Here is a 19,858-nt window from a genome sequence, read left to right on the forward strand (position 1 = left end):
TAACTCTGGAGTTATTTTTATCAAGCCGAAGCAAGGAGGCGTTGGTGCAGAGCAGGTTATTGATCAAGGAGCTGGAGGAGGCCGGCTGGAGGCTGGATCGCGTCACCGGCAGTCATCATTTGTTCATCCACCCCTACAGCCCGTTCACCGTCCCGGTGCCGCATCCGAAAAAGGATTTGCCAACGGGAACGGTCAAGAGCATACGAAGGCGCGCCGCTCTGCACCGCCCGCCAGCCAGTTACGCAGGAGATCCATAATGCAATATCCCATCTGTATCGAGTGGGGCGACGAGAACACCGCCATCGGTATTCAGATCCCCGATATTCCGGGGGCCATCACCGCCGGGGACACCTTCGAGGACGCCTACAACGCGGCCATCGAGATTGCCCACATCATGCTTCAGGAAATCGCCGCCGATGGCGAGGCGATTCCAATGCCGACGTCGGCCGCCGCCCACCGCAGCAATCCGGACTTCGCCGACATGGGCTGGGGCATGCTCGAGCTGGACATCGCGCCGTACATGGGCAAGACCGAGAAGGTCAACGTGACCTTGCCCGGCTATGTCATCCAGCGGATCGACCGCTACGTGCGCGAGCACAACGTGAAGAGCCGCTCTTCCTTCCTGGCCGATGCCGCGCTGGAGAAGCTGGTCCGGCAATGACATCAGCGGGACACTGGCGGTTCATGCCGCCGCCAGTGAACGCTCCCGCGAAACGCTCAAAAAGCGCAGCAATGCCAACAGCGGAAACGCGCTGCCGACGATCACGATCCACAGCCAGCCACCGTGCTCGTAGACCGCGCTGGCCACCGACGAGCCGAATGCACCGCCGATGAAGATGCTGGTCATGTACAGCGCATTCAGGCGGCTGCGACTTTTGCTGTCGAGGGCGTAGACCGCGCGCTGGCCCAGGACCATGTTCATCTGCACGCAGAAGTCGAGCACCACCCCGGTAACCGCCAGGCCAATGACGCTATAGGCCGGGTGGATGAACGCGGGCAGGAAGCTCAGGCTGGCGAACAGCAGGGCCAGCAGCGAGGCGATGCGTGTGTGCCCGGCATCAGCCAGCCGTCCGGCAATGGGGGCGGCGATGGCACCGATGGCGCCGACCAGGGCGAAAATCGCGATCTGACTCTGCGACAGCCCATGATGACGCGCCAACTCGAGGGGCGCGGCCGTCCAGAACAGGCTGAAGGTGGCGAACATGCAGCCCTGGTAAAACGCCCGCTGGCGCAGGACCGGTTGTTGGCGTAGCAGCGTCCACAACGATCCCAGCAACTGGCCGTAGGAGGCGCTGTGGTCAGGTTGACGTTTGGAGATGGTGAAGGCCAGCACCAGGCTGATCGCCGCCATCAACGCGGCGGCAATGATGAACATCGCGCGCCAGCCAAAATGGTCGGCGACGACGCTGGACACCGGTCGTGCCAGCAGAATGCCCAGCAACAGGCCGCCCATGATGCCGCCGACCACCCGTCCACGGGTTTCCTCGGGTGCCAGGTGGGCGGCGAGGGGGATCAGGATCTGCACCGACACCGAGCTGAAGCCCACCAGCAGCGAGATCAGCAGGAACACGTTCGGTTGCTCGGTGAAGGCCGCGCCCAGCAGGCTGGCAATCGCCACCAGCGTGGTGAGGATCATCAACCGGCGGTTCTCCAGCAGATCGCCCAACGGCACCAGGAAGAACAGGCCCAGGGCGTAACCGATCTGGGTCAGCGACACGATCAGGCTGGCCAGGGTGCTGCTCAGGCCGACGTCCGGCGCGATCAGCTCGATGATCGGTTGCGCGTAATAGATGTTGGCGACAATGGCGCCGCAGCAGAAGGCAAACAGCAGCACCATGCCTTTGGTCATTGTCGCGGCACCTTGGGGCACCGGGTTCACAGGGGTCATGAGGTTTCTCGCTGGACAAGATGGAATGCGCGCAGGCCGGAAAAATAGGGCCAAACGGGTTCTGGCTCAATATTTTTTTCCGCTTGCCGATAGTCTGGGGGCGTGGGTACGATTTCTCGTTTTTTTTTCAGATGATGCCTGGCTCGGGGATTTGGAGTTGATATGAAAGTGCAGGGTATGGCGTTGGCCAGCAAGTATTGTCAGGGCTCGGGTCTGGAGGTCGGTGCCGCTGCGCATAATTCCTTTTACCTGCCCGATTGCATCAACCTGGGGCCCAGCGATGGCGAAGCCTTCCTGTATCCGCAGGATCTTGTGGACTACGGTCACTACAAAAAGGAACAGGCGAACTACAACGTCGCGTCCGCCAAGGTCGATGCGCTGGGTGACTTCATGGCCATCCCGTTTCCTGATGGCCATTTCGATTACCTGATCAACTCCCATGTGATCGAACACGTGCCCAACCTGTTCGCCGCTTACATCGAGTCTTCCCGTGTAGTGAAGGACGGTGGCGTGTTCTTCTGCATCTTCCCGAAAAGGAATGCCGAGCCCACCGATCGACCGCGAGCGCTGACCACCCTGGACCAGATGATCGACAGCTACGAAAAGCGTGTCGACATGAACTCCGTGGACCTGGAAACGTGGAGATGTCACTACCTGGTGTTCTCTTTGCAGAGCATGCTGCGCGCAATCAACATGATGAACACGGTGGGCCTGGGTCACTGGCTGATCGAATGCATTGAAGAGACAGACACCAAAGTCGGCAACGGCCACACGGTGGTTCTGCGAAAACAGCTCGGCTTGTCCGGTTCTGTTTACAAGGACATCAATCAGTTCAATGAAGTGTTCAATGCGCACCTGACGGCCCAGGAGCTCGACAAGGCGCTGCACATGGTCAAGGTGGCCCTGTCGTTCGACTTCTTCAATGCGCACTTCCTGTACCTGGCGTTTGCCCTCAACTGTCAGTTGGACAACATCCAGGAAGGCCTGGAGTTCTTGCGTCAGGCCTTGATCATCAACCCGGAGAACGAAGAGTATCGTCGCTTGTTCATCCAGTTCACGGGCGGCCCGTACATCAATCCTGTGCACTGAGACGGTCGGGTGGCCACAACGCTGGCGCCCGATACACGGACGAAAAAAAGGCGACCTTCACGGTCGCCTTTTTCATGGCCAGAAAACCCTTACTGGGCGTAGATCTGATCGAAAACCCCGCCATCGTTGAAGTGGGTTTTCTGCACGGTGCGCCAGTCGCCGAAGGTCTTCTCTACCGACAGGAAGTCCACTTTAGGGAAGCGGTCGGTGTACTTGGCCAGCACGGCCGGGTCACGCGGACGCAGGTAGTTGGCGGCGGCAATTTCCTGGCCTTGCGGCGACCACAGGAACTTCAGGTATTCCTCGGCCGCAGCGCGGGAGCCTTTCTTCTCGACCACCTTGTCGACCACTGACACCGGCGGCTCGGCTTCGGCGGAGACACTTGGGTAGATGACTTCGAACTGGTCGCGACCGAACTCGCGGGCAATCATTTCCGCTTCGTTCTCGAAGGTCACCAGCACGTCGCCGATCTGGTTGGTCATGAAGGTCGTTGTCGCGGCGCGGCCGCCGGTGTCGAGCACAGGCGCCTGCTTGAACAGCTTGCCGACGAACTCCTTGGCCTTGTTCTCGTCGCCGCCGTTTTTCAGCACGTAGCCCCAGGCGGACAGGTAGGTGTAGCGGCCGTTGCCCGAGGTTTTCGGGTTGGGCACGACCACTTGCACGCCATCCTTGAGCAGGTCTGGCCAGTCTTTCAGGGCTTTCGGGTTGCCCTTGCGCACGATGAACACGGTGGCCGAAGTGAACGGCGCGCTGTTGTTCGGCAGGCGGGTGACCCAGTTGTCCGGAACCAGTTTGCCGTTGTCCGCCAGGGCGTTGATGTCGGTGGCCATGTTCATGGTGATCACGTCAGCCGGCAGGCCGTCGATGACCGAACGTGCCTGTTTGCTGGAACCGCCGAAAGACATCTGTACGGTGATGTTTTCGTTGTGCTCGGCTTGCCAGTGTTTCTGGAAGGCAGTGTTGTAGTCCTTGTAGAAATCGCGCATCACGTCGTAGGACACGTTGAGCAGGGTCGGTGCGGCCTGAGCCACGCTGGTCAGGGCCAGGCCAGCGGCCAGAAGTGAGGCGCCAAAGAGTTTTTTCACTGCGCATTCCTTGTTCGATGTTAAAGGTGAGGCATTGTGCCAGCGACTATAACCGCCGCCGCATAGGCCTTTAAAGATTAAAAAGCACTTTGCTTATTCCAGTTTCTTGAACAACGCATTGCCACAGCGCGAACAGAACGCCGCGCCATGTTCGTGGCTGTTCTTTTTGCACACCGGGCAATCGTGTTGCAGTTGCTCACCGCGCAGGGCATTGGCCAGTTCGGCGGTGAAAATACCGGTGGGCACGGCGATGATCGAGTAACCGGTGATCATCACCAGCGACGAAATAACCTGGCCCAGCGGCGTCTTCGGCACGATGTCGCCGAAGCCCACGGTGGTCAGGGTCACGATAGCCCAATAGATGCCCTTGGGAATGCTGGTGAAACCATGTTCGGGGCCTTCGATCACGTACATCAAGGTGCCGAACACCGTGACCAGGGTGCAGACGCTGACCAGGAACACCACGATCTTCTGCTTGCTGCCGCGCAGCGCCGACATCAGGTAGTTGGCCTGCTTGAGATAGGGGCTGAGCTTGAGCACCCGGAAAATCCGCAACATGCGGATGATCCGGATGATCAGCAGGTACTGGGCATCGGAGTAATACAGCGCGAGGATGCCGGGTACGATGGCCAGCAGATCCACCAGCCCGTAGAAACTGAAGGCATAGCGCAACGGCTTGGGCGAGCAGTACAGGCGCAGGATGTATTCACCGAGGAAGATGATGGTGAAGCCCCACTCGATGTATGCCAGCACATCGGCGTAGTTTTTGTGCACGGTGTCGATGCTGTCGAGCATCACGATCACCAGGCTGGTGAGGATGATCAACAGCAGAATGCCGTCGAAGCGCCTGCCGGCCCGGGTGTCGGTCTGGAAAATCATGACGTAAAGCTGTTCACGCCAGTTTTTGCTGCTGTCCATGGATAACGCCTGACTCAAAGATCAGCGCAGCCTAGGTTGATTGTCCCCGTGAGCGCAAGGCGCGTTATCCACCGACGGTTTGCCGAACATTTGAATGCCGGCGCGGATCAGCCAGCAGGCGAGGATGAACGGTGCCGTGAGCGTGGCCAGGCCGATGGCGGCGAACAGCGGCGTGAGCAACAACGCCATGACGATGCCCAGTAGTGGCAACCAGGGTTGCTGGCGCTGCGGGCTGAAGGCCAGGGCCGCCAGCACCGCGTTGTAGCCGCCCAAGCCCTGCAGCGCCGTCGCGGATTCGTGGTGCAGCAGGCTCGAGCCCAGGCCCAGCAGCGAAGCCGTCAATGCCCAGGCGCAGGCCCGGCGATCGGCGATCAGCAGGCCGGTGGCGATCATCGCACCGGCCAGCGGGTGGTCGAGGAACATCACCTGGCCGAATCCCTTCAGGGATGCCGCCAGCAGGTTCATCGTGTTCATGTCCACTGGCGTTGCCGGGGCAGCCGGTTCGGCGAAACACAGCAGCAACCAGGCCAGGCCCACGAACGGCGCGGTGTAGGCCGGCACGCACCGATTGACCCGCGCACGCTTGAGCCACTGTTGGGTGATCATCGCGCTCAGGCCGCCGGCGGCCAGGATCAGCAGCGGCATCATCGCCGACCAGGGGAAATACAGGCTCAGCAGCAGGCCGAGCAGCACGCCGTTGTAGCTGAACAACCCGGCCTGGCGATCGGCCTTGGCGTAGTTGCGCCGTTGCGCGGTGAGCAACCCGGCGACGCCTCCCAGCAGCGCCCCGCCAAGCAGGGCCGGCGCGGTGAACAGAATGGCGCACAGGCACAGCAGGCCGCACAGTGGATGACGCTGGAGGAAAATCTGGCTGAAGCCGTTGAGCAGGGCTTCGGCCCAGTCGGGGCAGTGGGTGTTGAAGTGATGGGCAGGCATGGCAGTTCAAAAAGTCAGGGAGACCGGATGGCCTGTCACAGAACTACTGTGGGAGCGAGCCTGCTCGCGATGAAAACACCGCGGTGTTTCAGGTACTGCGCAGTGATTTCATCGCGAGCAGGCTCGCTCCCACAGGGAGGGTGAGGCGGGGCTTACTTCTGATCGCGAATCGAGAAATTGGCCATGTGCTCCAGGCCCTTGATCAGCGCCGAGTGGTCCCAGTTGCTGCCACCGATGGCCGCGCAGGTGCTGAACACTTGCTGGGCGTTGGCGGTGTTGGGCAGGTTGATGTTCAGCTCCTTGGCACCTTGCAGGGCCAGGTTGAGGTCCTTCTGGTGCAGGCTGATGCGGAAGCCCGGATCGAAGGTGCCCTTGATCATGCGCTCGCCGTGCACTTCGAGGATCTTCGACGACGCGAAGCCACCCATCAGGGCTTCACGCACCTTGGCCGGGTCGGCACCGTTTTTCGAGGCGAACAGCAGGGCTTCGGCCACGGCCTGAATGTTCAGCGCGACGATGATCTGGTTCGCCACTTTCGCGGTTTGCCCGTCACCGTTGGCGCCGACCAGGGTGATGTTCTTGCCCATGGCCTGGAACAGCGGCAGGGCGCGTTCGAACGCGTCGGCATCGCCGCCGACCATGATGCTCAGGGTCGCAGCCTTGGCGCCGACTTCGCCGCCGGATACCGGTGCGTCGAGGTACTGCGCACCTTTTTCGTTGATCTTGGCGGCGAAGGCCTTGGTGGCGGTCGGCGAGATCGAGCTCATGTCGATCACCACCTTGCCCTTGCCAACACCGGCGGCCACGCCGTCGGCGCGGAACAGCACGTCATCGACCTGCGGGGTGTCCGGCACCATGACGATGATGAATTCGGCTTCCTGAGCGACTTCCTTCGGGTTGGCCAGGGCGATGGCCCCCGCGGCCACCAGATCAGCCGGGGCGGCGTCGTGATGCGCCGACAGGAACAGGCTGTGACCGGCTTTCTGCAGGTTCGCCGCCATTGGGTGGCCCATGATGCCGGTGCCGATGAATCCGATTTTAGCCATGAGAAATTCCTCTTGTTTTAATAAGTCGCAACGCGCGCGCCCCCTGTAGGAGCGAGCTTGCTCGCGATAGCGGTGTGTCAGATATGCACTGGGTGACTGAACCACCGCCATCGCGAGCAAGCTCGCTCCTACAGGGGAGGGGGTTAGATCGCGTTATGGGTTTTCAGCCAGCCAAGCCCTGCTTCGGTGGTGGTCAGCGGCTTGTATTCGCAACCCACCCAACCCTGATAACCGATGCGGTCCAGGTGTTCGAACAGGAAGCGGTAGTTGATTTCACCGGTACCCGGCTCGTTGCGCCCGGGGTTGTCGGCCAGCTGGATGTGGTTGATCTCGCCCAGGTGCGCGGCCATGGTGCGGGCCAGGTCGCCCTCCATGATTTGCATGTGGTAGATGTCGTATTGCAGGAACAGGTTGGCGCTGCCCACCTGCTCGCGAATCGACAGGGCCTGCGCCGTGTTGTTCAGGTAGAAACCGGGGATGTCACGGGTGTTGATCGCTTCCATCACCAGTTTGATGCCCGCCGCTTGCAGCTTGTCGGCGGCGTACTTGAGGTTGGCGACGAAGGTCTTCTCCACGGTGGCATCGTCCACGCCCTGCGGGCGAATGCCGGCCAGGCAGTTGACCTGGGTGTTGCCCAGTACCTGCACATAGGCAATGGCCAGGTCGACCCCGGCGCGGAATTCTTCAACGCGGTCCGGCAGGCAGGCCAGGCCGCGCTCGCCCTTGGCCCAGTCACCGGCCGGCAGGTTGAACAGCACCTGGGTCAGGCCATTGGCATCGAGTTGGGCCTTGATCTCGGCGGAGCTGAAGTCATAGGGGAACAGGTACTCGACACCCGTGAAGCCGGCCTTGGCGGCCGCTTCGAAACGGGCGAGAAAATCCTGCTCGGTGAACAGCATGGACAGGTTGGCTGCGAAACGCGGCATGGTGGTCTCCTGTGAATCTTGTGAGGATCCCAACTGTGGGAGCGAGCCTGCTCGCGATAGCGGCGTGTCAGTCAACATTGATGTTGAATGTGCCGGCCTCATCGCGAGCAGGCTCGCTCCCACAGTGGGAACAGTGAACAGTCAGTCAAGCAACGCAATCGCCGTCGGCGCGTCGTTGCCAACCAGCGCCAGGTCTTCGAATTCGTTGACGGCGTTGATCTCGGTACCCATGGAAATGTTGGTCACGCGCTCCAGGATAATCTCGACGATCACCGGCACCTTGAACTCTTCGATCAGCTCCTCGGCCTTGCGCAGGGCAGGGGCGATGTCAGCCGGTTCGAACACGCGCAGCGCCTTGCAGCCCAGGCCCTCGGCCACCGCGATGTGATCGACGCCATAACCGTTGAGCTCTGGCGCGTTCAGGTTATCGAAGGACAGCTGCACGCAGTAGTCCATTTCGAAACCGCGCTGGGCCTGGCGGATCAGCCCCAGGTACGAATTGTTCACCACCACGTGGATGTACGGCAGCTTGAACTGCGCGCCCACCGCCAGCTCTTCGATCATGAACTGGAAGTCATAGTCGCCCGACAGCGCCACGACCTTGCGGCTCGGGTCGGCCTTGACCACGCCCAATGCGGCCGGAATGGTCCAGCCCAGCGGGCCTGCCTGGCCACAGTTGATCCAGTGGCGCGGCTTGTAGACGTGCAGGAACTGCGCGCCGGCGATCTGCGACAGGCCGATGGTGCTGACGTAGCAGGTGTCCTTGCCGAATACCTGGTTCATCTCTTCGTAGACGCGCTGCGGCTTGACCGGCACGTTGTCGAAGTGTGTCTTACGTTGCAGGCTGGCCTTGCGCTGCTGGCAGTCCTGCAACCAGGCGCTGCGGTTTTTCAGCTTGCCGGCGGCTTGCCACTCGCGCGCAACCTCAATGAACACGGTCAACGCCGAGGCGGCGTCGGAGACGATGCCAAGGTCCGGAGTGAACACGCGACCGATCTGCGTGCCCTCGATGTCAACGTGAATGAACTTGCGGCCTTCGGTGTACACGTCGACCGAGCCGGTGTGGCGGTTCGCCCAACGGTTGCCGATGCCCAGGACCACGTCGGACTTGAGCATTGTCGCGTTGCCGTAGCGGTGCGAGGTTTGCAGGCCGACCATGCCGACCATCAGCGGGTGATCGTCGGGAATCGTGCCCCAGCCCATCAGGGTCGGGATGACCGGGATGCCGGTCAGCTCGGCGAATTCCACCAGCAGATCGCTGGCGTCGGCGTTGATGATGCCGCCACCGGCCACCAGCAATGGACGTTCGGCCTGGTCGAGCAGGGCGAGGGCTTTTTCCACCTGCACGCGGGTGGCGCTTGGCTTGGCCAGTGGTAGCGGTTGGTAGGCGTCGATGTCGAATTCGATCTCGGCCATCTGCACGTCGAACGGCAGGTCGATCAGCACCGGGCCAGGGCGGCCGGAGCGCATTTCATAAAAGGCTTTCTGGAAGGCATACGGTACCTGGCCCGGTTCCAGAACCGTGGTCGCCCACTTGGTCACCGGCTTGACGATGCTGGTGATGTCGACTGCCTGGAAGTCTTCCTTGTGCATGCGCGCACGGGGAGCTTGACCGGTGATGCACAGAATCGGGATCGAGTCGGCCGAGGCGCTGTACAGTCCGGTGACCATGTCGGTACCGGCTGGGCCGGAGGTGCCGATGCACACGCCGATGTTACCGGCCTTGGTGCGGGTGTAGCCCTCGGCCATGTGCGAGGCGCCTTCAACGTGGCGAGCGAGGACGTGATCGATGCCGCCGACCTTCTTCAGGGCGGAGTACAACGGGTTGATCGCGGCACCGGGAATGCCAAAGGCGGTTTCAACCCCTTCACGGCGCATCACCAGAACGGCGGCTTCGATTGCTCTCATTTTGCTCATGGTTTTGTGCCTCTTTACGTTTTGTAATTGTATACAAGTGGCTTTGCGACGAGTTTATTCACGACTGGCTGCGCAGGTCAATCCATTTTCTCAAGCGCCTGTTTCATTCGTCGGAAGGCCGATTTACTGTGGCGTTTCGTCGCATGTGGCGTTTTCGTTGATTTATTGTATACAAAAATATAATTCATTGTGTTCTATTTGTTGCATGCGGCTGCGCTACAAACGCGCAGCCCGACCGCTTTCCCTATAACAAAATGAGGACGGCACCATGAGCGCTTTAACCTTGAAAGTGGCAGTCAACCTGGTCAACGAGGCCATCAACGCCGGGCGGGCCATTGCGGCCGCCCCCCTGACCATCGCGGTGCTCGACACCGGCGGACACCTGATCACCCTGCAACGCGAAGACGGCGCGAGCCTGCTGCGCCCGCAGGTCGCCATCGGCAAAGCCTGGGGCGCCATCGCCCTGGGCAAAGGCTCACGCCTGCTGGCCCTGGACGCCCAACAACGCCCGGCGTTCATCGCCGCCCTGAACACCCTGGGCCAGGGCAGCGTCGTACCCGCGCCCGGCGGCGTGCTGGTGCGTGATCAGGAAGGCAATGTGCTGGGAGCGGTGGGGATCAGCGGGGATTTGTCGGATGTCGACGAACAGTGCGCGATCAACGCGATCGAGGCGCTGGGGTTGCGGGCGGATGCGGGGGTTGTGGCTTGATTTGATTTGCAGGGCCTGAACTGACGCTATCGCGGGCAAGCCCGCTCCCACACTGTTCAGGGGTATGCAGATGATCTGTGTACAGCATCAATCACTGTGGGAGCGGGCTTGCCCGCGATGGCTGTCTAACTGACACATCCAGCTAAAGGTTTGAATCATCTCCAGGCATTTTCATAACTAGCCTTCCCAGTACTTCATCAGGAGGGCAATGGAATGCCTGATTTGCCTGCTTCACATCGCTTGCGAATGGGGCGGTATGCCGAACCCCACCGGGTCTACTTGTTAACCACCAATACAATTGATCGGGAGCCCATTTTTAAAGATGTCAGATTGGGCAGATTGGTCGTGCATCAATTTCGCCGGGCTCAGAATTTCGGGTGGGCGAATTCGCTGGCTTGGGTCGTCATGCCGGACCACTTCCATTGGTTAGTCGAGTTGGACAATTGTTCACTTAGCAATTTGATGCGAAGAACCAAATCGTTGATTGCTCGAGAGGTGAACCTTGCCAGCAGTAGAGTCGGGCCGCTTTGGCAGCAGGGCTATCACGATCGCGCTTTGAGGCGAGAAGAGGATCTGGTGAAAATGGCGCGGTATGTTGTCGCCAATCCGTTGCGGGCTGGATTGGTGGAGCGTCTTGGCGACTATCCGCTGTGGGATGCGATTTGGCTTTGACGTCTGAAACTGAGTCGTTCCCATCGCGGGCAAGCCCGCTCCCACAGGATCTTTTGAGCTCACAAATCCATTGTGGGAGCGGGCTTGCCCGCGATAGGGTCAATGAGATTTCAGTCCAGCTCACACCCCTTGAGCACCAACCGGATGATCGTCTGCGCCGCCGCTTCATAGTCGGCTTCGTCGAGTTTTTCCTTGCCGGTGACGGCGGTGATTTGCCAGTCGAAGTCGGCGTAGGTCTGGGTGGCGGCCCAGATGCTGAACATCAGGTGGTTGGGGTCGAGGGGGGCGATCTGGCCGCGGTCGATCCAGGTCTGGATGCAGGCGATGTTGTGCTTGGCCTGGCTGTTGAGCTGTTCGATCAGGTCGCTGCTCAGGTGCGGGGCGCCGTGCATGATTTCGCTGGCGAACACCTTCGAGGCGTAGGGCAGGTCGCGGGAGATGCGGATCTTCGAGCGGATGTAGCCGCTGAGCACCTCATGGGGTTCGCCCTCGGGGTTGAAGGGGGTCGAGGCCTGCAGGATCGGCTCGATGATGCTTTCCAGCACCTCGCGGTAGAGGTTTTCCTTGGTCTTGAAGTAGTAGTAGACGTTGGGCTTGGGCAATCCGGCCTTGGCGGCGATGTCGCTGGTCTTGGTCGCAGCGAAGCCCTTGTCGGCAAATTCTTCACTGGCGGCACGCAGTATCAGTTGTTTGTTGCGCTCGCGGATCGTGCTCATAAACCAGGGGGTTCCTTGCCTGTTCTGGCGGTTGCGCATGGTAGCACCGGCCTTTGGCAGCGCTCAAGAATGCTCCGTGCGCCGCGCCGCCGCGCTATGCTGCTTGGCATCCACCCAAAGAAGGAAACGTGATTCATGGCAGGAAGCAGCTTGCTGGTGCTGATCGACGACATTGCCGCGGTGCTCGACGACGTCGCGTTGATGACCAAGATGGCCGCCAAGAAAACCGCTGGCGTGCTGGGTGATGACCTGGCACTCAACGCCCAGCAGGTCAGCGGCGTGCGCGCCGAGCGGGAAATCCCCGTGGTCTGGGCGGTGGCCAAGGGCTCGTTCATCAACAAGCTGATCCTGGTGCCGTCGGCCTTGGCCATCAGCGCATTCATCCCGTGGCTGGTTACGCCCCTGTTGATGGTCGGTGGCGCTTACCTGTGCTTCGAAGGCTTCGAAAAGCTGGCGCACAAATTCCTCCACAGCCACGCCGAGGACCAGGCGGAACACGCCGAACTGGTCGAGGCGGTGGCGGACCCGGCGGTGGACCTGGTGGCGTTCGAGAAGGAAAAGATCAAGGGCGCGATCCGCACTGACTTCATCCTCTCGGCGGAAATCATCGCCATCACCCTGGGCACCGTGGCTGGCGCCGCGCTGACCCAGCAGGTGCTGGTGCTGTCGGGCATCGCCATCGTCATGACCATCGGCGTCTATGGCCTGGTGGCCGGGATCGTCAAGCTCGATGACCTGGGGTTGTGGCTGACGCAAAAGCCCGGGCAAATGGCGAAAAGCATCGGCAACGGGATTCTGCGCGCGGCGCCGTACATGATGAAGAGCCTGTCGGTGATCGGCACGGCGGCGATGTTCCTGGTCGGCGGCGGCATCCTGACCCATGGTGTGCCGGTGGTGCATCACTGGGTCGAGGGCGTCAGCACCGGGGCTGGTGGGGCGGGGTTTGTCGTGTCGATGTTGCTTAATGGCGCGGTGGGGATAGTGGCGGGGGCGGTGGTGCTGGCGGTGGTGACGGTGGTTGGCAAAATGTGGAAGTTGCTGAAGGGCTGAATGAAACACTGAACCAATGTGGGAGCAACTGTCTTACCCATACCGCTCATCACCGCCACTCCGTGCCGTCTCGCAGCATGGCGTTGAGTCTGATCAGCAGTATTCGCATGCAGGCGATGAGCGCGACTTTTGCGCTCTTGCCTCGCTCGCGTAAAGCCTCGTAGCGTGTTTTGAAGTCTGCCTGGTGGCGGATTACGACCCAGCAGGACATGTAGAGCGCACGTCGGACCCGAGCTCGTCCCCCGTAAATCTGGCGCTTCCCGCTGTGATTGCCGCTGTCATCGTTGTACGGCGCGATGCCGGCCAACGCCGCGATCTCCCGGCGATTCAGCTCACCAAGTTCGGGCAAGTAAACCAGCAAACTGGCGGCAGCCACTGTGCCGATGCCTTTAACAGCAATCAGCCGCTCGGTTTTCTCTGCATCCAGGTCGCGCATGCTTTGGTTGATGGCTTTGCCGAGTTGCCTGATCTGTACCTGCAAATAGCGAATGTGTTCTTCGATCATGCCGACAACTGCTGGCAACTGGGCTTGTTGAAGCCGACGCTTGTTGTCGTCTCGTTGCTGAACCAAGTGTTCGCGTAGCTGAATCAGCTCGCGTAGAGCCTCTCGCTGGGGCGAGATTACTGGGTCGCAGGGAGCATGCAGAGCTTCGGCGAACGCGGCCAGGACAGCGGCGTCGATCGGATCGGTCTTGGCATTTTTGCCCATTGCCACAGCAAAGGCTCTGGCTCGCCGGGGATTGATCCTCAGCACGTTGAAGTGCGCGTTTTGCAAGGCGACCATGCTCTGGCGCTCATAACCGCCCGTAGCTTCCAGCAGAACCCGGCCAACTTCGTAACGGTTCAAGCGCTGGATCAGCTCAACGAAGCCTTCAGAACTGTTTGGAACATCAAAGCCGTCGTTCTGTGGTTGAACCCAGACAACGAGCTTTGATTTGGAGATATTGATGCCAACCCAGGAAATCATGACAAAACCCTCTTACACTCAGAAGTGAGAGTGCTCTGGCTTTGCCCACGCTTGTGATTCGAGTGGCGCTCGTCTAACTGTTCGGGCTTATGGGCCAGAGTGGAAAGGTGGATGGCAGCTCGGCTCCCCCACGTGCTTCAAGCACCGCGGACTCACAGCTTGCCATCCACCCCTCTCACCTCTGATTTTATTCCCTGATCAAGACACAAGCGGGCTTGCTCGCGAAAGCGGTGTGTCAGTCACCATCAAAGTCGACTGACACACCGCTTTCGCGAGCAAGCCCGCTCCCACAGGTTTTGGTTTTGTTTGACCTATTCGGCAATCTGCAACTTGCGCGACTCGGTGTACACGTAGCGCACCTTCTCATACTCGAACGGCGAGTTCAGCTGGCCATAGCGGAAGCTGGTCTGGTAACGCTTGTCCACGGCCCGCAAGGCCCACACTTCCGGATGGTTGGAGCTGACTTCGGCGACGTTGAGGAAGTTGATTGCGTTCTCGGCGCTGAAGTCCACCAGCAACCCGCCGGTATCGCGCAGGTTCGACGGTCCGAGGATCGGCAGCACGAAGTAGGCGCCGGCCGGCACACCATAGAAGCCCAGGGTCTGGCCGAAGTCTTCGCTCTGGCGCTTGAGCCCCATGGCGGTCGCCGGGTCCCACAGGCCGGCGATGCCGATGGTGGTGTTGAGCAGCAGGCGCCCGGTGATTTCCATCGAGCGTTGGCCCTTGAACTGCAACAGGCTGTTGAGCAGGTTCGGTACGTCGCCGATGTTGTTGAAGAAGTTGCTGACCCCGGTGCGCACGAAGCTCGGGGTGATGTAGCGATAACCATCGACCACCGGCAGGAACACCCACTCATCGAAGCGGTAGTTGAAGTGGTAGACGCGGCGGTTCCACTCCTCCAGCGGGTCATAGACGTTCAGTGCGCTCAGCGTCGAGCGTTCGAACTCGCGCTGGTCCAGGCCCGGGTTGAACTTGAGTTTGCTCAGCGGTTCCTTGAAGCCATCGCTGTCGATGACCACGGGCGCGTTGGCCTTGCTGTTGTCGGCATTGGCGGTGGTTGCACAGAGTAGCGCGGCGATAAGCAGGAGGTATTTAGCCACGGAAGAACTCCAGCATGGCGTCGCTGTTGACGCGGTAGTTAAGGTTGCCGCAGTGGCCGCCCAGTGGGTAAACGGTCAGGCGATCGCCGAAGGTACGGCGCAGGAAACCGAGGTCCCCAGGGCCCAGGATCACGTCGTCGGCGTTGTGCATCACGGCGATTTTCGGGCTCTTGCGCAGGTAGTCCTCCAGCGCGTACATGCTCACCTGGTCGATCAGTTGCAGCAGGCTGCCGCCGTCGGTGCGCGCACGCCACATCGGGATCACCTGTTCGGTGATGTAGCAGTCGAAGTCGCACTGCAAGGCCCGCTTGAGGTACGGCGTAAGGCTGGTGCCTTCGGTGATCGGGGTCTTCGGCGGGGTGATCAGGCCGCGACGGTTGATCAGGTCCGAGGTGAAGGCGATGTCGGCAGCCGAGAAGCGGAACGAGGTGCCGATCAGCATGGCCATCTGTTCGTTGCTCAGGTGCTGCTTGGACTGCTGGAAGTCGTAGAGCAGGGCGTCGTTGAGGTCGATGTAGCCCTTCTGCTGGAAGTAGCGGGTCAGCTTGTTCAGCACCAGCTCATAGAAGGTGGTGGTGTTGTTGATGCCCTTGACCTCGGTCTGTACCAGCTTGTCGAGGTTGGTGATCGAGGTGTAGAGGTTGACCGGCGGGTTGAGCAGCAGGACTTTCTTGAAGTTGAAGCTGCGCCGGGTTTCGTCCAGGTGGGCGATGAACGCCGCGTCCAGCGCACCCAGGCTGTAGCCCGACAGGTAGTAATCGGTGACCGGCAGTTTCGGGTTCTGCGCGCGCACGGCCTGCATTACCCGGTACATGTCCTCGGCGTCGTCCTTGGTGATACCGGGGGTGGCGAAGCGCGAGGCGGCGCTGATGAAGTCGAAGCTGGTCGGCGACGACAGCTGCACCACGTGGTAGCCGGCCTTGTAGTAAAGCTTCTTCAGGTATTCGTTCAGGGTGCTGTCATAACGCGCACCGGTGCCGGCGATCAGGAATATCAGCGGCGCGGCTTTGTCCTGGGTGGCGATGCGATAGGTGAGCTTCTTGACCGGCCAGAAGTTGTCCGGCAACTGGAACTCGCGCTCCGGACGCAGGGTGAGGGTGTGGTCCGATTGGTCGATGTCGTCGTCCAGCGGCAATTCCGGGCGCAAGTCCGGAGGCGTCGTGGCGATGGTCGCTTCAAACGGGTTGGTCAAGGGGTAGCCATAACTGGCGGGGTCGACATCTGCCGCCAGTGCGGACGCACTCAAGATAAGGCCGCTAAACAGGGCGGCGAAGCGCAAGGAACGGAGCATGACTGAATCCCTTAAGAAAAGGTGCCGAATGAAGTTCGCAGGCTATGACCACGGGATTTGCGCCAAAGTGCCACGCATCGGCACCAAACAGGCCTGATTTCGGAGTAATAGTAGCTGGACGATACACTTTGCAGCGATTGGATGGCCAGTTAACAGTTGTTAGCGTTTTGCTTAACGCAGCCCTGCGATTAAGCTGGCCGCCGTTTTCGATGATTGGAGCGCTTCATGTCCCGCCGCTTGCCCGTGATATTTCTGCTCGTTCTGCTGCCGTTATGGCTGGCCGCCAGCTATGGCGCGCGTTACGGCTTCATGGAAGATGCGCAGTGGGTGGGCATCTGCGTCGATGAGGCGAGTCGCTGGGAATGCCAGGTCCGTTCGAACCTGGGCTTGATGATTCATTTCAAGGTGCTGGGCTGGGGCGCATTGGCCGCCGCGGTGCTCGGCTTTGTGCTGCCGGGCCGGGCAGGGTGGTGGCTGGCGGTGCTGGCGCTGGCACTCGGGTTTCCGGCGCTGGCGTTGTACAACACCACGCTGGCGGTGTTTGCGGTGGTGATTGCAGGGTTGCGGTTGGTTCGCGGCGCCTGATAGATCGCCATCGCGGGCAAGCCCGCTCCTACAGTGAGGGGCGAAAACCTCTGTAGGAGCGGGCTTGCCCGCGATGAGGTCAGTGAATTCAGCGAAGATTCAAGCCTTGCGCACCCGCAACGACCGCCACAACGCCACCACCATCAACCCGCTCACCAGCGCCCAACCCCACGCCTGCTGATTCTGCAGCCCTTCACGGAACAATTGCGGTGCAATGCCGGCGCCGACAATGAATGTCAGTAGGGCAATCTCCCGACGCGGCACGCTGACCGGGCGGCACAGGTAGACCAACGCCGGCACGATGAACGCCACGCTCGGGAAGCTGCGATAGCGTGGGTCGAACACCAGTTCGAGCATCGACACCGCCGCCGCGAACCCGATCAATGCCAACAACAGGCCCGCGCGCCGCTCCAGCACATTGAAGCCTCGTCCGCGCCAACCGGTGCGCGGGCTCAAGGCCAGGGCCGCATGGGCCAGCGCCGCCAGGTTCAACACCGTCAGCAAGCCCACCCACAACCACTCGCTGGTGAAGCGCGTGGTCACCCGGGCCAGATCCCCCCAGGCTCCCAGTGAACAAGCCGCCAGCGCACCCAGCAGCGGCAACACCAACGCTGCCCGGGTATCGCGCACACGACCGCCGAGGATCAGCGTGCCCAGGAAGATCACGCCGCCGACCATCAGCCATTGCGACCAGTACGGCACATTCGTGACGGGGCCGGCCAGTACGCCCTTGTCCTGGCGATCAGCATCGAACAGCCCCCAGTAACCGCCGACTGCACCTTCACTGGCACGTTTCCATGGCTGGTCGAACGCTTCGATCAGGTTGTAATGCCAGCCCTGCTGTTCGGCCATGGCGACAAAACCACGGATGAACTTGGCCTCGTTGACCCGGCTGGGCAGGGCCGTTTCCCGCTGACGGCCTTCGCTTGGCCAGCCGGTTTCGCCAATCATCACGTCCTTGGGCGCGAACTTGTTGCCGAACAGCTGGCGCACTTCGGCGACATGCTGCAGGGCCGCGTCGATGTTGGAAGGATCGTCTTCCCAGTACGGCAGCAGATGGATGGTCAGGAAGTCCACTGCCGGAGCGATTTCCGGGTGTTTGAGCCAGAACTCCCAGACGTCGGCGTAAGTGACGGGTTGCTTGACCTGGCTTTTGACCTTGGTGATCAGCCTGGCCAGTTGCGGGCCGGTGACCTCTTTGCGCAGCAGTGCTTCGTTGCCGACGATCACCGCGCTGACCACGTCCGGGTTGGCGTTGGCCGAAGCGATCAGCAGGTCGACCTCTTTCTCGGTGTCCACCGGGTTGCTGTTGACCCAGGCGCCGATCATCAGCTTCAGGCCGTGTTTACGCGCCAGGTCCGGCAGCGCGTCAAGGCCGGTCATCGAGTAGGTGCGGATGCATTCGAAGCGGGTAGACAACAACGCGAGGTCAGCGTCCATGCGCTCCGGGCGCAGCTTGAAGGGCTGGTCGAACGGCGATTGGTCCTTGTCGAACGGCGTGTAGGAGGCGCATTGCAATTTATGGGTGGCGCTGGCCACGTCCGGCAGAATCACCGGTTGGCCGATCCCGTACCAGAAACCGCCCAGGGCAAACAGGCCCAGCAGGCAGGCGAACAGATAGGCCAAAAAAGGAAAGCGGGGTGTCACGGGCATGGTCAGCCGTCCGGGAGCAAAGCGGCGCATGTTACCTGCATTTGCCCTGTGCTTGGTGGCCTGCACGATTTTGACATGCAAAGTTCAGGCAGATTGCCCGAGGCATTTATATGGCGCGTGGTTAATGGCGTTCTGATGTCGTTTCTCGATGCCTTGAGGTCGCAGGCAGCACAGGTTCCGGTTGGCGTCAGGTTGATGATCGAAGCGTCAGTACTCCGCTGATGTTCGAACGAGTTTGCGGTGAGGCGTGATGGGGGCGCCGCGCACCATAACAATACGTTGACGCGGCTCGGCACCCGTCGAGCGCAGCACTTTCGGGGAAGTAACGATGAAGATGCGACGACTTTTAGGCGCAGGTGCCGCTCTGGTACTTGCGATGGGCTCGACATTCGCCAACGCAGAAAAACAGACCCTGAGCATCGGTTACGTTGACGGCTGGTCCGACAGCGTCGCGACGACTCACGTGGCAGCAGAAGTGATCAAGCAGAAACTCGGTTATGACGTGAAGCTGCAAGCCGTCGCCACCGGGATCATGTGGCAGGGCGTGGCCACCGGCAAACTGGACGCCATGCTGTCGGCCTGGCTGCCGGTGACCCATGGTGATTACTGGGCGAAGAACAAGGATCAGGTCGTCGACTACGGTCCGAACTTCAAGGACGCGAAAATCGGCCTGATCGTGCCGGAGTACGTCAAGGCCAAGTCGCTGGAAGACCTGAAGACCGATGACAGCTTCAAGAAACGCATCGTCGGCATCGACGCCGGTTCCGGCGTGATGCTCAAGACCGAACAGGCGATCAAGGACTACGACCTGACCGGCTATCAACTCAAGGCCAGTTCCGGCGCCGGCATGATTGCCGAGCTGACTCGCGCCGAGAAGAAGAACGAATCCATTGCCGTGACCGGTTGGGTGCCGCACTGGATGTTCGCCAAGTGGAAACTGCGCTTCCTCGAAGACCCGAAAGGCGTGTATGGCGCGGCTGAAACCGTGAACAGCATCGGCAGCAAGGAACTGGATGCCAAGGCACCGGAAGTGGCCAAGTTCCTGAAGAACTTCCAGTGGGCTTCGAAAGACGAAATCGGCGAAGTCATGCTGGCCATCCAGGAAGGCGCCAAGCCGGACGCTGCCGCGAAGGACTGGGTCGCCAAACACCCGGATCGCGTGGCGGAGTGGACCAAGTAAGCGGTTGATTTAATCAGGCGCACTGTCCCCTGTGGGAGCGAGCCTGCTCGCGATGATGGCATTGCAGACACCGAACGGGTGACTGTCAGGCCGCCATCGCGAGCAGGCTCGCTCCCACTTTTATTTGCCA

19 protein-coding genes and 1 pseudogene are annotated in these 19,858 nt (G+C 60.8%); 8 read left to right on the forward strand and 12 right to left on the reverse strand.

Annotated features, from left to right (window positions below; all coding sequences use genetic code 11):
* Nucleotides 1-44: 44 nt before the first annotated feature.
* Together ABVN20_RS00240 and ABVN20_RS00245 are read left to right on the forward strand one after the other, a co-directional pair.
* Nucleotides 45-257: a type II toxin-antitoxin system HicA family toxin gene (locus ABVN20_RS00240; protein ID WP_368553116.1), complete on the forward strand. Its 213-nt coding sequence runs from the start codon at nucleotides 45-47 to the stop codon at nucleotides 255-257.
* A complete protein-coding gene (locus ABVN20_RS00245) occupies nucleotides 257-661 on the forward strand; it encodes a type II toxin-antitoxin system HicB family antitoxin (RefSeq protein ID WP_368553118.1) in 405 nt (134 codons plus the stop codon). Before ABVN20_RS00240 ends, ABVN20_RS00245 begins: the two co-directional genes overlap by 1 nt.
* A 21-nt stretch (nucleotides 662-682) precedes the next feature.
* Here ABVN20_RS00245 and ABVN20_RS00250 read toward each other — a convergent pair whose 3' ends face one another.
* Nucleotides 683-1,888, reverse strand: coding sequence for an MFS transporter (locus tag ABVN20_RS00250; protein WP_368553120.1), 1,206 nt, complete (start codon nucleotides 1,886-1,888; stop codon nucleotides 683-685).
* Between the two features lie 162 nt (nucleotides 1,889-2,050).
* On the opposite strand from ABVN20_RS00250, the gene ABVN20_RS00255 reads away from it, so the two are divergent.
* Nucleotides 2,051-2,977, forward strand: a complete 927-nt coding sequence (locus ABVN20_RS00255; protein ID WP_368553121.1) for a class I SAM-dependent methyltransferase — start codon at nucleotides 2,051-2,053, stop codon at nucleotides 2,975-2,977.
* A gap of 89 nt (nucleotides 2,978-3,066) precedes the next feature.
* On the opposite strand, the gene ABVN20_RS00260 is transcribed toward ABVN20_RS00255, so the two are convergent.
* The 6 genes from ABVN20_RS00260 to gcl all read right to left on the reverse strand — a co-directional run bounded on the left by ABVN20_RS00260 (nucleotide 3,067) and on the right by gcl (nucleotide 9,805).
* The gene (locus tag ABVN20_RS00260) at nucleotides 3,067-4,062 is read right to left on the reverse strand and encodes a sulfate ABC transporter substrate-binding protein (RefSeq protein WP_368553123.1); all 996 of its coding nucleotides are present in this window, start codon (nucleotides 4,060-4,062) and stop codon (nucleotides 3,067-3,069) included.
* Nucleotides 4,063-4,155: 93 nt separating this feature from the next.
* Entirely contained in the window at nucleotides 4,156-4,980 is an 825-nt protein-coding gene (locus ABVN20_RS00265; RefSeq protein WP_368553125.1) for an ion transporter, read from the reverse strand.
* 21 nt (nucleotides 4,981-5,001) lie between these two features.
* Nucleotides 5,002-5,916 carry an urea transporter gene (locus ABVN20_RS00270; RefSeq protein ID WP_368553126.1) on the reverse strand — a complete coding sequence of 305 codons (915 nt, stop codon included), beginning with the start codon at nucleotides 5,914-5,916 and terminating at the stop codon, nucleotides 5,002-5,004.
* 152 nt (nucleotides 5,917-6,068) lie between these two features.
* Nucleotides 6,069-6,962, reverse strand: a complete 894-nt coding sequence (locus ABVN20_RS00275) for a 2-hydroxy-3-oxopropionate reductase (protein ID WP_368553128.1) — start codon at nucleotides 6,960-6,962, stop codon at nucleotides 6,069-6,071.
* Between the two features lie 143 nt (nucleotides 6,963-7,105).
* Nucleotides 7,106-7,888 (reverse strand): hydroxypyruvate isomerase, encoded by a 783-nt coding sequence (hyi, locus tag ABVN20_RS00280; protein WP_368553130.1) that lies wholly within the window; start codon nucleotides 7,886-7,888, stop codon nucleotides 7,106-7,108.
* A 141-nt stretch (nucleotides 7,889-8,029) separates the two neighbouring features.
* A complete protein-coding gene (gene gcl / locus ABVN20_RS00285) occupies nucleotides 8,030-9,805 on the reverse strand; it encodes a glyoxylate carboligase (protein WP_368553132.1) in 1,776 nt (591 codons plus the stop codon).
* Between the two features lie 268 nt (nucleotides 9,806-10,073).
* Between gcl and ABVN20_RS00290 the strand changes: the two genes are divergently transcribed.
* Complete coding sequence (locus ABVN20_RS00290; protein ID WP_368553134.1) at nucleotides 10,074-10,514, forward strand: heme-binding protein; 441 nt, start codon at nucleotides 10,074-10,076, stop codon at nucleotides 10,512-10,514.
* Between the two features lie 213 nt (nucleotides 10,515-10,727).
* Entirely contained in the window at nucleotides 10,728-11,186 is a 459-nt protein-coding gene (locus tag ABVN20_RS00295) for a transposase (protein WP_368553135.1), read from the forward strand.
* Between the two features lie 110 nt (nucleotides 11,187-11,296).
* Here the strand turns inward: ABVN20_RS00295 and ABVN20_RS00300 are convergent, their stop codons facing one another.
* Entirely contained in the window at nucleotides 11,297-11,902 is a 606-nt protein-coding gene (locus ABVN20_RS00300) for a TetR/AcrR family transcriptional regulator (RefSeq protein WP_368553137.1), read from the reverse strand.
* A 135-nt stretch (nucleotides 11,903-12,037) separates the two neighbouring features.
* Here ABVN20_RS00300 and ABVN20_RS00305 point away from each other — a divergent pair, with 135 nt between their 5' ends.
* Entirely contained in the window at nucleotides 12,038-12,952 is a 915-nt protein-coding gene (locus ABVN20_RS00305) for a DUF808 domain-containing protein (RefSeq protein ID WP_368553138.1), read from the forward strand.
* Between the two features lie 49 nt (nucleotides 12,953-13,001).
* Here ABVN20_RS00305 and ABVN20_RS00310 read toward each other — a convergent pair whose 3' ends face one another.
* From ABVN20_RS00310 to ABVN20_RS00320, 3 genes are all read right to left on the reverse strand, one after another.
* Nucleotides 13,002-13,919 carry an IS110 family transposase gene (locus ABVN20_RS00310; protein WP_368553139.1) on the reverse strand — a complete coding sequence of 306 codons (918 nt, stop codon included), beginning with the start codon at nucleotides 13,917-13,919 and terminating at the stop codon, nucleotides 13,002-13,004.
* A gap of 311 nt (nucleotides 13,920-14,230) precedes the next feature.
* On the reverse strand, nucleotides 14,231-15,019 hold the full coding sequence (locus tag ABVN20_RS00315) for a VacJ family lipoprotein (protein WP_368553141.1): 789 nt from the start codon (nucleotides 15,017-15,019) through the stop codon (nucleotides 14,231-14,233).
* Nucleotides 15,012-16,310, reverse strand: a complete 1,299-nt coding sequence (locus tag ABVN20_RS00320; protein WP_368553143.1) for a serine/threonine protein kinase — start codon at nucleotides 16,308-16,310, stop codon at nucleotides 15,012-15,014. The genes ABVN20_RS00315 and ABVN20_RS00320 overlap by 8 nt, the downstream gene beginning before the upstream one ends.
* Before the next feature lie 225 nt (nucleotides 16,311-16,535).
* On the opposite strand from ABVN20_RS00320, the gene ABVN20_RS00325 reads away from it, so the two are divergent.
* Nucleotides 16,536-16,895 carry a hypothetical protein gene (locus ABVN20_RS00325; RefSeq protein WP_368553145.1) on the forward strand — a complete coding sequence of 120 codons (360 nt, stop codon included), beginning with the start codon at nucleotides 16,536-16,538 and terminating at the stop codon, nucleotides 16,893-16,895.
* A 99-nt stretch (nucleotides 16,896-16,994) separates the two neighbouring features.
* Here ABVN20_RS00325 and ABVN20_RS00330 read toward each other — a convergent pair.
* Nucleotides 16,995-18,589: pseudogene (locus tag ABVN20_RS00330) on the reverse strand (beta (1-6) glucans synthase).
* 287 nt (nucleotides 18,590-18,876) lie between these two features.
* On the opposite strand from ABVN20_RS00330, the gene ABVN20_RS00335 reads away from it, so the two are divergent.
* On the forward strand, nucleotides 18,877-19,728 hold the full coding sequence (locus ABVN20_RS00335; protein ID WP_368553147.1) for a glycine betaine ABC transporter substrate-binding protein: 852 nt from the start codon (nucleotides 18,877-18,879) through the stop codon (nucleotides 19,726-19,728).
* The last annotated feature ends 130 nt before the right edge of the window (nucleotides 19,729-19,858 follow it).

Source organism: Pseudomonas sp. MYb118, assembly GCF_040947875.1.
Classification (GTDB): Bacteria; Pseudomonadota; Gammaproteobacteria; order Pseudomonadales; family Pseudomonadaceae; genus Aquipseudomonas.